This is a genomic window from Bacteroidota bacterium, assembly GCA_018266835.1.
Lineage (GTDB): Bacteria > Bacteroidota > Ignavibacteria > Tepidaquicellales > Tepidaquicellaceae > JAFDZO01.
In genome coordinates this window covers 698,135-710,917 of record JAFDZP010000002.1, presented here as the reverse complement: position 1 = coordinate 710,917, position 12,783 = coordinate 698,135, and the positions used below count along the sequence as shown (strand labels likewise).

9 protein-coding genes are annotated in these 12,783 nt (G+C 33.0%); all 9 read left to right on the top strand.

Features of this window, described 5'->3' with window-relative positions; genetic code table 11:
- The first annotated feature begins 5 nt into the window (after positions 1-5).
- The 9 genes from JST55_04915 (at position 6) to asnB (JST55_04875) (ending at position 12,782) form a co-directional block, all read left to right on the top strand.
- On the top strand, positions 6-1,289 hold the full coding sequence (locus JST55_04915; protein MBS1492823.1) for an O-antigen ligase family protein: 1,284 nt from the start codon (positions 6-8) through the stop codon (positions 1,287-1,289).
- Entirely contained in the window at positions 1,279-2,559 is a 1,281-nt protein-coding gene (locus tag JST55_04910) for a hypothetical protein (GenBank protein MBS1492822.1), read from the top strand. Before JST55_04915 ends, JST55_04910 begins: the two co-directional genes overlap by 11 nt.
- Positions 2,560-2,577: 18 nt before the next feature.
- Positions 2,578-3,759: a glycosyltransferase gene (locus JST55_04905; protein MBS1492821.1), complete on the top strand. Its 1,182-nt coding sequence runs from the start codon at positions 2,578-2,580 to the stop codon at positions 3,757-3,759.
- A gap of 78 nt (positions 3,760-3,837) precedes the next feature.
- A complete protein-coding gene (locus JST55_04900; GenBank protein MBS1492820.1) occupies positions 3,838-4,956 on the top strand; it encodes an NAD-dependent epimerase/dehydratase family protein in 1,119 nt (372 codons plus the stop codon).
- A gap of 9 nt (positions 4,957-4,965) precedes the next feature.
- Entirely contained in the window at positions 4,966-6,114 is a 1,149-nt protein-coding gene (wecB, locus tag JST55_04895; GenBank protein MBS1492819.1) for a UDP-N-acetylglucosamine 2-epimerase (non-hydrolyzing), read from the top strand.
- A 6-nt stretch (positions 6,115-6,120) separates the two neighbouring features.
- Entirely contained in the window at positions 6,121-6,720 is a 600-nt protein-coding gene (locus JST55_04890; protein MBS1492818.1) for an acyltransferase, read from the top strand.
- On the top strand, positions 6,720-8,591 hold the full coding sequence (asnB, locus tag JST55_04885; protein ID MBS1492817.1) for an asparagine synthase (glutamine-hydrolyzing): 1,872 nt from the start codon (positions 6,720-6,722) through the stop codon (positions 8,589-8,591). Before JST55_04890 ends, asnB (JST55_04885) begins: the two co-directional genes overlap by 1 nt.
- Positions 8,584-10,821, top strand: coding sequence for a glycosyltransferase family 4 protein (locus JST55_04880; protein ID MBS1492816.1), 2,238 nt, complete (start codon positions 8,584-8,586; stop codon positions 10,819-10,821). Before asnB (JST55_04885) ends, JST55_04880 begins: the two co-directional genes overlap by 8 nt.
- A gap of 38 nt (positions 10,822-10,859) precedes the next feature.
- Positions 10,860-12,782: an asparagine synthase (glutamine-hydrolyzing) gene (asnB, locus tag JST55_04875; protein ID MBS1492815.1), complete on the top strand. Its 1,923-nt coding sequence runs from the start codon at positions 10,860-10,862 to the stop codon at positions 12,780-12,782.
- Position 12,783: the final 1 nt, after the last annotated feature.

The following is a 12,783-nucleotide window of genomic DNA, read 5'->3' as shown; positions in this document are numbered from 1 at the left end:
AATAAATGTTCAATTTATATTCTGCTCCCAGGGAATCAGCATTTCTAAATCACTTCATGATTTTCTTGCTGATGGGAATTTCTTCAATTCCTATTTTGATCGGGAATCCTTTTTTAATTATAAGTTTTTTTTTAGCTCTCGTAATTTTTTTTCTGAAGGGTTTAAAGATAGACTCGTTTATTATAAGTTATTCTTTGGCCTTCCTTGGTTTGTTCTTCGTACACATATTTGTTTATAATCAGTTTATATATTCAATTTTTATAGCGTATTTCCTGAGGATATTTCTGGCATATTTTATAATAAAAATTGTCGGGAAAAATTCAGACAGATACATTATAAATCAGATTTATTTTTTTGCTATTATAAGTCTCATCATTACTTTTTTATTTTATTTATTCCCTCAGTTAATTGATTTTGTAAATTCGGAAATCACTCCTTTTTTTGATAGACTTACTTATTTCCATCCTAATAGACAGCATTTTATAATTTATACAATGGAGTTGGGTTGGAAGCTGGATATACCACGAAACTCCGGACCCTTCTGGGAACCGGGAGGGTTTGCGATTTTTCTTTTTGTAGCACTTTTTTTTAATATAGCGCGCCACAAGAAAATTGTAAATTTAAAGAATATTATTTTTTTTCTGTCAATTATTACAACGCAGTCAACTTCAGCATATCTGGCTTTATTCGTATTTGTAATTTTATTTATTGTTATTCGCTACAAGTTAATATATTCTGCAGTAGTACTTCCAATTTTAGTTATTGTGTTTTTTAACCTCTACTCAAAACTGGATTTTATGGAAGGTAAAGTAGAAAAAATGTACTCTGAATCACAAATTGCTTATAAAGAAAGAGTAAACTCACGAATTGTAAGCGGAAATATTAATTTCAGTAATTTCCTTTCCTCTCCTATATTTGGTATCGGCAGGTTCTTTCAAATTGAAGATGAAGAAAACACCGGGAACAACGGAACAACTCTGCTTCTTGCAGAGTTTGGAATTGTGGGATTCAGTTATTATATGATTTGCATGTATGCTTCTTACAAAAATTACTGTAAGGCTTTGAATTTTAACAATAAGTATCCTTTTGTAATAATTATTTCTATTTTAATACTTGGCTATTCCCAAGGAATTTTCCAAAAACCTTTTTTTATCGGACTTTCATTCATGTACTTGATTAATTTTAAACCTCATTTAAACTTTGAATACAAAAATATTCTGAATAGTAATTCAAGAATGAGAAATAATATTTTGAAATCAAAAACAAGTTTAGCTCTAGATGCAGAATAATCTCTTACTACAGAAAAAAACTGAGAATTCTTTTTTAAACCATTTTCTGTTATATCTTTTAATGGGTGTGTCTTCCATGCCCATATTGTTCGGTAATGAGTATTTAATTGTCGGCTTTTTCTTATCAATGTTAATTTTCATTGGGAAGGGGAAAAGATTTGATCGTGTTATCGTTTCTTACAATCTTGTCTTCCTTGCTTTATTCGGGCTTCATGTTCTGGCCTATGATAAATTTATATTGAGCATCATTGTCGCATATTTCATGCGAATTTATTTTGCTTATTTCACTGTAAAAATTATAGGAAGCCAGATCGACAGGTACATTGTAAATCAAATATATTTCTTCTCGGTTATCAGCTTAATTGTAACAGGATTGATTTTTGCAAATCCCGGCTTAGCAGATTATATTTTTGCAAACATTACTCCCTGGTTTGATAAAATTACAATTTTTCAACCTAATCGTCAGCATTTTATTATCTATACTATGGAGCTTGGATGGAAGGTTGAGATACCGAGAAATTCGGGACCATTTTGGGAACCGGGCGGATTCTCTGTTTTTTTATTCATCGCTCTGACTTTTAACATTGTAAGAAATAAAAAATTCTTCAATAAGAAAAATATTATTTTCCTTATTGCTATTCTGACAACTCAATCTACTACCGCTTACCTTGCTTTCTTTATTTTTATTTGTATCTACATTCTTATTTCATATAGAAGCATTTATTCTTTTATACTAATGCCGTTACTTATTTTTATCTTCCTTAATCTATATTCAAGACTGGATTTCATGGAGGAAAAGGTAAATAAAATGTATTCGGATTCCAAAAAAGCCGGTACGGAGAAAGTTTACTCCAGGATTGTCAGTGGTCAAATTAATCTGAACAACTTTTTTTCTTCTCCAATTTTTGGTATAGGAAGATTTTTTCAGGTTAGTGATGAAGAAAATACAGGTAATAACGGAACGACACTGTTATTGGCTGAGTTTGGATTAGTCGGATTTTCATATTATTTTTTGATGATGTTTTTATCGTACAGAGCTTACTGCAGAAAACATAAATTTAATACACTCTTTCCATTTGCTATATTAGCGGGAATGCTGGTACTTGGCTACTCTCAAGGTCTTTTCCAAAAACCGTTCTTTATGGCTTTATGCTTTATGTTCTTGGTAAGATTTGATAATCATACTTTCTGGGCTAAAGAACCAATCCGAAGACGAGTTCCTTTATTAAGATCGCAAGGTAAGCTTGTTGAAAATCTTGAGCAAGCTTGATTCAATAGTTAAAGATTAATGAGCCTTTCCGATCGAAAAATAATATTTATAACATTACAGGATTTTAACTTAAAAGCTGATGCAGGTGTAAACAGGTTAAGCTCGTTAGCTAAAGGTCTGGGATTAATTACAAAACATGTAAAAATATGGGGTCTGGTTCCAAGCAAGTCTCTGAAACTAAAGACAGAATATTTGGAATATTCAAATCTTAGTTTTTTTACAGTTAAGTCTCAACGTGAAGGAAAATTCAATAACATAGCAGCGCTTTACATAGGTACAATAAATTTGATTTTATGGTTAACTCTTTTTGCCGGAAAAAATGATATTGTTATAAATTATCAGTCAAAAAGAAAATTCTGGTTTGTTGATAATATTGTTCTGTTGATATCCAAAATAAAAAAGTATACTACTGTGCTGGAGTTGACTGAAGATGTCAAAGTTTATACAAATGATCCTCTGGAAGTAAAAATTTATGAAAAGCACATAGCAAAATATGATATGTGCTACGTTATCTCTTCAGCATTGTTTTCATATGTAAGTCAGTTCAATAAAAACGTAGAAATTATTAGTATGACTGTTGATTACGAACGGTTTTCAACATTTGATAATGAAATCAACAAGAATATAACTAACGGTTACATTGCATACTGTGGTTCTATAAATCAGCATAAAGACGGAGTCTCTGATTTAATAAATGCACTTTCCGTTGTTTCAAAAAATTATCCTGGTATCAGATTAAAGTTAGCAGGTTCATATTTTTCAGATTATAAAACAGAGATGGATAAACTGATTTCTGAACATAAGCTTGAATCAAAAATTGAAGTCACGAGTTATCTTAGCGGAGATGAGATTGTAACTTTTCTTCAAAACTCAGTTATGGCAGTTCTTGCAAGGCCTTCATCACCTCAAGCTGATTTTGGATTTCCGACAAAATTGGGAGAATATCTGGCAAGCGGTACTCCGGTTGTTGTTACAGATATTAGTGATGTGAGTAAAGTTTTAGAAAACGAAAAAGAGGCGTTGATTATTCCTCCTGATGACAGTGCTGCTTTAGCATCTGCAATTGAGAAGATTCTTTCTGATTACGATAGATATAAAGAAATGGGCATGAATGGAAAGAAGGCTGCTAAAAATGTATTTAACTATAAAGTTCAATCTGCAAAACTCCTGAAGTTTCTCACTGCAAATGCTGTTAATTAGAAGAGCAAATAATAATTAAAGGTTTTTTATCAAAGCGGAAAAATTCCTGCTGAAATTTTTTAATAACAAATTACTAATATGGTAAAAATCGGTATCACCGGGCAAAACGGATTTATCGGCTCCAATTTATATAACAGAATTAGTCTGTCAAAAGATAGATTTCAATTAATTCCGTTTGAAAAAGAATTTTTCGATGAGCCGGATGCTTTAAATAAATGGGTTGCTGAGTGTGACGTAGTAGTTCACTTAGCAGGGTTGAACAGAAGCTCGAATCCGAATGAGATTTTAGAAACAAATCTAAGGCTTGCAACTGATTTAATTACAGCTCTAAGGAATAAAAAAAATCCTACGCATCTTATTTTTGCTTCTTCTACTCAGGAGGAAGAAGATAATGCTTACGGTAACTCAAAAAGAAAAGCCCGGGAATTATTTACCGATTGGTCTAAAGAAACAGGTTCTGTTTTTTCCGGACTGATTATATCAAATGTGTTCGGTCCGTTCGGAAAGCCAAAATACAATTCCGTAGTTGCAACTTTTTCTGATCTGCTTTGCAGCGGGGGAATGCCGGAGATTCTTGTTGATAAAAAACTTAATCTGATTTATGTTGATGACCTTTGCAAGGAAATCATAGATTGTATAATTAATAAAACAAATGAGCCAAAGCATGTTATAAAAGCTACTGATAGTTTTCTTGTGACTGAAATACTTGCCAAGCTTATGAACTTTCAAAGCTTGTATTGCGATAAAGGTATTATACCTGCTTTAGATGATAAGTTTTCCATTGACCTGTTCAATACTTTCAGAAGCTATATAAATCCTGAGAGTTTTTTCCCGTATAAACTAAAAAGAAACGAAGACAATAGAGGTGTATTTATTGAACTTGTGAAATTACACTCAGGCGGACAGATTTCTTTTTCAACTACTAAACCAGATATAGTAAGAGGAAATCATTTTCATACAAGAAAAGTCGAAAGATTTGCAGTTATAAAAGGTAAAGCTGTAATTGAATTCAGAAAAATTAATACCGATAAAGTTTATACTTTTCATCTGAACGGAGATGAACCTTCGTATGTAGATATGCCTATATGGTACACGCATAATATTAAAAATGTAGGGAGTGATGAGCTTTTTACTGTCTTCTGGATAAATGAATTTTATGACGAAGCAAATCCCGACACTTATTTTGAAAACGTTTAATAAATTATAATGTCTGAGCATAAAAAATTAAAAGTAATGACAGTTGTAGGTACCAGACCTGAAATTATAAGGCTGGCAAGAGTTTTAAACAAGCTGGATAGTTCTCCTGCGATTGAGCATATACTCGTCCATACGGGGCAAAATTATGATTATGAGCTCAACCAGATTTTTTTCGATGATATGGAGCTTAGAAAGCCTGACCATTTTCTTAATGCGTCGAGCAATAATGCTTCAACGACAATTGGCAACACTATAGTTAACATAGATGAAGTTTTAGAAAAAGAAAAACCCGATGCCTTTCTGGTTCTGGGAGATACTAACAGCTGTCTTTGCTGTCTTAATGCTAAGAAAAGAAAAATTCCTATTTTTCATATGGAAGCCGGCAACAGGTGTTTCGACCAGAGAGTGCCTGAAGAAACAAACAGGAAAATTGTTGACCACATCAGCGATATAAATTTGACATACAGCGATATTGCAAGAGAATATTTGTTGAGGGAAGGATTGCCTGCCGATAGAATAATAAAAACAGGAAGTCCTATGTATGAGGTGCTGAATTATTTTTCAGACAAAATTGAAAACTCCGAAATATTAAAACATCTTTCACTAACACCAAAAAATTATTTTGTAGTTTCTTCTCACCGGGAAGAAAATATAAGCTCAGACAGAAATTTTTCAAATCTTGTTAAAATTTTAAATGAGATTGCTGAATTATATAAGATGCCTGTAATTTTATCCACACATCCGAGAACAAGAAAAAGAATTGAAGAAGGTAAGCTTGAATTTAATCCTCTTATACAATTTCTTAAGCCGTTTTCGTTTACTGATTATGTTAAGCTTCAGAAGAATTCAAAAGCAGTACTTTCAGACAGCGGAACAATAACGGAAGAGTCATCAATACTTAAATTTCCTGCTTTGAATATCAGAGAAGCGCATGAAAGACCGGAAGGTATGGAAGAGTCAGCTGTAATGATGGTGGGAATGAATCCGGACTTGGTAATAAACGGGTTGAAGCAGCTTGAGTACGAAGAAAATCAAAAAACTAAATTCCATCATGTGAAAGATTATTCAATGGATAACGTTTCCGATAAAGTTGTGCGTATTATTATTTCATATACTGATTACATAAATACAACCGTTTGGAAAAAAAATATTATTTAAATTATTTTGATTAATATTAATCCTACAAAATTAAGCTGGGTACTCAGAGCGATACCAAATTTCTTATGGCCGTTAAAATTTTATTTAACACGGTATTCACTTAAAAGTCATGGGAAAAATTTTAAGTTTGGTTCTAACTGTACATTTTCAGACCATCGCAAAATTGAAGTCGGTGATAATGTATTTATAGGGGATAAGTCTGTGATTGCAGCAATTGTTCCTGTAAAAATTGGTGACAATGTGATGTTTGGTCCTGAAGTAATGGTAATGGGAGGTGATCATAATATAAGTGTTGTGGGTAAACCAATGAGATTTGTTCATACCGGAGGGAAAAATATTCCGGTGATTTTTGAAAATGATGTTTGGGTTGGAGCAAGAGCAATGATTTTAAAAGGTGTGAAAGCGTGTGAGGGTTCAGTTATCGGGGCAGGTTCAATGGTAACAAAATCCGTTCCTCCTTATTCTATAAATGTCGGCAGTCCTTCGAAAACAATAAAATGCAGATTCTCACGGGAAGAATTAAAGGAACATTTGAAACTGGTAAACTCAAAATACACTTTTGAAGAAATAGAAAAGTTGTATAACGAAATCGGTATGAAGATATAATGTGCGGAATAGCAGGATATATAAATTTTGATAAAGAAAAATTTGCTTCAAAGGAAATTGCAAAGAGAATGACTGATGTTATTGCTCATCGCGGACCTGACGGAGAAGGATTTTTTATTGATAAAAATTTAGCGCTGGGTCACAGAAGACTATCTATAATAGATTTATCCACCGGTGACCAGCCGATGTTCAGTGATGATAAGACTATTGCTTTAGTTTTTAACGGAGAGATTTATAATTATATAGAACTAAAAGAAGAATTAAGATCTTTAGGACATAAATTCCGGACAACTTCCGATACTGAGGTAATAATTCATGCCTATCAGCAATGGGGAACAGCCTGCCAATCGAAATTAAACGGCTGCTGGGGGTTTGCCATATGGGATGACAAAGAAAAATATTTATTTGTTTCAAGGGATAGATTAGGTGAAAAACCTATACACTATTCCGTCTTTAATAATACATTTATATTTGGTTCTGAAATAAAAAGCCTGTTTGCTTTTGGAGTTCCGGATGAAAAAGATTTATCGTTAGTTGAGTTATATTTCTTCCTGAAATTCATTCCTGCCCCGTTTACATTTTTTAAAAATATTAAAAAGTTAATGCCGGGACATTATCTTATAATAAAAGATAATGACGTAAAGGAACATAAATACTGGGACCTGCCTGAAATTGATGAAAGGAGCATGGCTAAAAACAAACCAGCCATTTATGAAGAGTTTGAATCACTGCTGAAAAATTCCATTGATATAAGAATGAGAAGTGATGTTCCTTTCGGAGCGCTGCTCAGCGGGGGACTTGATTCCGCCAGTATCGTTGCAATGATGTCAGAAATTTCAAAATATCCGGTAGAAACATTTACGATAGGATACGAACAATCTGCATTTGATGAAAAAGATCTCGCACAGGATGTCGCGGATAAATTTAATACTAATCATCATGTTTATAACGTAATTCCGGAATCATTTGATGAATCTTTAAATAAGGTTTTGTATCATTATGATGAACCGTTCGGAGATTCTTCTGCAATCCCGACAGGAATTGTATCGCAGTTTGCACGAAAATATGTCAAGATGGTTCTTACCGGTGACGGAGGTGATGAAGTACTTTCAGGTTACCCTTCTTTTCAGGGAGTTAAGCTTTCCTCTTATTATAAAAAAGTACCGGGTTTCGTCCGAGAAGTTGTACCGGGTGCTTTAGGTTTGGTTTCGAAATCTACCAGAGGGACAATGCGGTACAGAATAAACAGATATGAAAGATTATTCAGGACTGCAAACCTTGATTTTGCTTCAAGTATGATAGAGCGTATGCCCACTAATGAAATCAGTTCGGTAAAAAATTTATTCAAAAACAGAAACGATATTTATTCTATTGAGGACTATACAAACGATTTGCTTTCACACTGCAGCTATAAAGGAGATTTTTATAAATTAATGTTTTTAAATTTTAAACTTTTTCTTCCTGAAGATTATCTTGTAAAAGTAGACAGAATGTCTATGGCGCACTCACTTGAAGCACGTGTTCCTTTTATAGATCACAGGCTTGTTGAATTTTCGGTTGGAATAGATAAAAGTGTTAAGATGGAAAGACTTGAGAGAAAAAGTATATTAAGAAATACAATCGGGAAAAAGCTGCTGCCTCCATCTTTATTGAAAGCTTCGAAGAAAGGATTCAGAGTACCCCTAGTTGAATGGTTCAAAGAACCTGAAATGAAAGAGAGATTGGAAAAATTGTACAAGAATGATTTCGGTCTGAATGAATCCGCAATTAAAAATTTCATAACAGAGAATTCCCTTGGTAAAAAAGATAATAGTAATATAATTTGGATGCTGATTGTTTTGCAGGAGATTTGTAACAGAAAGAATGACTGAAAGTAGCAAAGATAAAATATTAATACTTGTTCCGGGTGAAAATGCAAGAGGAGGCATCACTAACTATTATTACTCAATTAAAAAAGAGTTTAAGCATGAAGTTGAGTATTTTTTAAGAGGTTCCCGAACATATCCCTTCAGAGAATCTATTTTAAAAGATGCTATTCAGCCATTTAAAGATTTATGGAGATTTTATAAAAAAATAAGAAAAAAAGAATTTTCTTTATTGCAGACTACAACTGCATTTGATGACGTATCGTTAATCCGGGATTTTATGTTTATAGTTCTTGCTAAGCGCTATAAAATGAAAGTTATTGTGTTTTTCAGAGGATGGGACCAGAGCTTTGCTCAAAAACTTGAGAAAAAATATTTAGGATTATTTAAAATTGTTTATTTTAAAGCTGATGCAATTATTGAACTATCATCTGACTTCAGGAAAAAACTAATTCAATGGGGATATAAAAAGAAAATTTATTTAGAGACTACTTTAGTAAATAAGGAGTTAGTAAAGGATTTAAATAAAGATGAAATTGAATCTAAATATAACGGAGCGGAGAATATTAATATTTTATTCCTTGCACGGATTGAAGCTGCTAAGGGGATATATGAAACCCTTGATGCGTACTCTCTTTTAAAAGAAAGCTATCCAAACGCAAAATTAACAATTGCAGGAGACGGCAGAGAAACTGATAACGTTGGAAATTACATTAAGTCGCAGGGAATAAAAGGTGTAAGTCTTTTGGGACATGTTTCAGGAGAAGAAAAAATTCGGTGTTTTAAAAACAGCCATATTTATCTTTTCCCTTCATACTCTGAGGGTATGCCGAATACGGTACTTGAAGCTATGGCATTTGGCTTGCCCGTTGTCACCAGAAAAGTTGGCGGGCTGGTAGATTTTTTTGAGAATGATGTGAACGGATATTTTACTAACAGCAAAGATCCGGAAGTATTTGCGGGATTCATTGAAAAATTGTTAAAAGATAAAGCTTTACTCAGAAAAATCTCACAAAATAATTTTAATTATGCAGCAGAAAAATTCCTATCGGATAAAGTAGCTTTAAGAATAGAAAAAATTTTTGATGAAGTATTAGAAAAAAATAATAAGAAACACGGCGTACCGGAAACTGCAGAATTTAAAGACCAAAAGAAAATTCTTATCCTGGTCCCGGGAGAAAATGCAAGAGGCGGAATTTCAAACTACTATTATTCTATAAAAAAAGAGTTTCAAATGCCTGTAGATTATTTTGTAAGAGGAGCTAGAAATTATCCTTACAGGCAGCCTTACTTTAAAGATTTAGGACAATCGGTTTTAGATATTTTTAATTTCATAAGAATTATAAGAAAGAGAAAGTACTCATTGATTCAAACCTCTACTTCGCTTGATGATATTTCAGTAATAAGAGACTGCCTCTTTATTCTTGCAGCCTCATTTTATAAAATCGATGTAGTTGTTTTTTACAGAGGCTGGAAAAAGACATTTCAGAATAAACTTGAGAATACTTTCATAGAGACTTTTAAGAAAATCTTTTTCAAAGCTAAATGCTCCATAGTATTATCTTCGGAGTTCAAAGATAAATTAATAGAATGGGGATACGATAAGCCAGTATATATTGAAACGACTTTAGTAGATTCAGAATTAGTTAAAAATTTCAATACAACAAATATTGAACAAAAATTTTCAAATATTGTAACACCAAAAATATTATTTCTTTCAAGAATAGAGGTAGCAAAGGGTATTTATGAAACAATAGATACATTTGTACTGCTCCAGAAGAAATACAGAAATATAAAACTTACAATCGCAGGAGACGGACTCGAAGAAGCTAAAGTTATCAAATATATAGATGACCATAAGATAAAAAATATAAATATTACAGGACATTTGACCGGGAATGAAAAGATACATGAGTTTGTAACATCACACATTTTTTTCCTTCCATCATATACTGAGGGTATGCCTGTTACAGTCTGCGAAGCTATGGCTTTCGGGCTTCCAGTCATTACAAGAGAGGTGGGCGGATTGAAAGACTTTTTTGTAAACGGTGAAAACGGTTATTTTACCGACAGCAAAGATCCGAAATGTTTCTATCAGTTTGCAGATAATTTATTTTCTGATACTGAACTAATGAAAAAAATTGCATTAAATAACTACGAGTATTCAAGAAATCATTTCCTATCTTCAAATGTAGCAAGAAGAATTGAAAAAATATTTACATCGGTAGTAAATTAAATTTTAATTAAGAAGATTAATAAAAATATTTTTGTAATATGTGCGGAATAACCGGAATAATAAACTGGGGAGATGAAATTGTCTTACAGAAAATTACATCTATAATTGAGCATCGCGGCCCCGACGATTCCGGAATGAAATGGTTTCAGGATTCCAATACAGGATTCGGTCATAGAAGATTATCTATAATTGATTTAAGTCCCGCAGGTCATCAGCCAATGGCAAACGATAACGGAACGCTATGGATAACTTTTAACGGGGAAATTTATAACTATAAAGAAATCCGAAATGAACTTGCTTCTCTTGGATACAGATTTAAATCCCATTCGGATACTGAAGTAATTCTCAAAGCATATGAAGAGTGGGGAGTTAAATCTCTCGATAAGTTAAACGGAATGTTTGCTTTTACAATCTATGATTCCGTCAGTAAAAAGTTATTTGGCGCCCGGGATAGAGCAGGCATAAAACCATTCTATTATTCTCACTCGGGTGATGCGTTTATCTTCGGCTCTGAAATAAAATCTATTCTTGCTTCAGGTTTTTTACCGGTGGAAGTAGATTACGATGCAATTTATACTCCAATACACTTTCAGATATCACCCAAAACAGGGTTTAAAAATGTTTCCAAGTTATTACCCGGACATTGTTTTACTTTTCAGTACGGAAAGCTTGATATTCAGGAGTACTGGAAAATTAATCCGTCGGAAAATAATTCAATAAAAGAAGAACATGCTGCAGAGCAGCTGGAAGAATTATTGCTCAGCGCCACCGAATATCAGATGGTTGCAGATGTACCCGTAGGATTGTTATTGAGCGGCGGACTTGACTCCTCTATAATAGCCGCCTTGATGGTGAAGAATACAAGAAAAGAAATAAAATCTTTTACAATAAAATTTAATCAGGATGATTTAAAACTTCAGGGAAATGTTGATGACAGTTACTACGCACAGCAGGTAGCAAAAAAATTAAAGTTTGAACATATTGAAATTTTAATCGAGCCCGATGTAATTGATTTATTGCCTAAAATGATATGGCATCTTGATGAACCAATTGCGGACCCTTCTGCAATCAATACATATCTTATTTCACAAGCAGCGCGTGATCACGGTATAGTTGTATTATTAAATGGAATGGGCGGCGATGAAATTTTTGGAGGTTATCGTTCGTATCTTGCTTGCCTGGCTTTAGACCATTATCAAAAATATGTCCCAGGTTTTGTAGATTCCATGTTTAGATATACAGTTTCTAAAATTCCTCAATCTTCGGCAAAGAAAAATTTTAAATATATAAGATGGGCTAAGGAATTTTTTAATTATTCTAATATGTCAAGATTGGATAGGTATATTTCATCGGGGAATGTTGCGCTTACAGATAAAAATTTCAATGAATATTTTACCAATTGTCCTTATAATCTACCCGATACATTTTTTTATAAGAGAGAAAAAGAATTATTTAATGATAACGACATGTCATATCTTACAAAGATGTGCCTGAATGATACCCGTGTTTATTTACCTGACCACAATTTGACTTACTCGGATAAAGCTGCAATGGCAGCCAGTGTGGAAGGAAGACCTCCGCTTACAGACCACAGAATAATTGAGTTTATGTTTACTCTTCCTCCTGAAATGAGGATACAAAAAAATATTCAGAAATATTTATTGAAAAAAGTTTCCGAAAATTATCTTACGAACGAAATTATTCACAGACCTAAAGCCCCGTTCAGCGCGCCAATGAGAGCATGGCTGAAAGGTCCTCTTGCAGAAATGGTAGGAGATATTTTATCAGAGGAATCTATGAAGAAGCGCGGGATTTATAATCCCAAATATGTTTCTCAATTAATAGAAAATAATAAAAAAGGTATTCAGGATAACTCGCAGCTGATATGGAGATTATTGACTAATGAAATCTGGTTTAGGACTTTTTTCGATAACACTCAACAAAATTTTAAAATAAAATAGG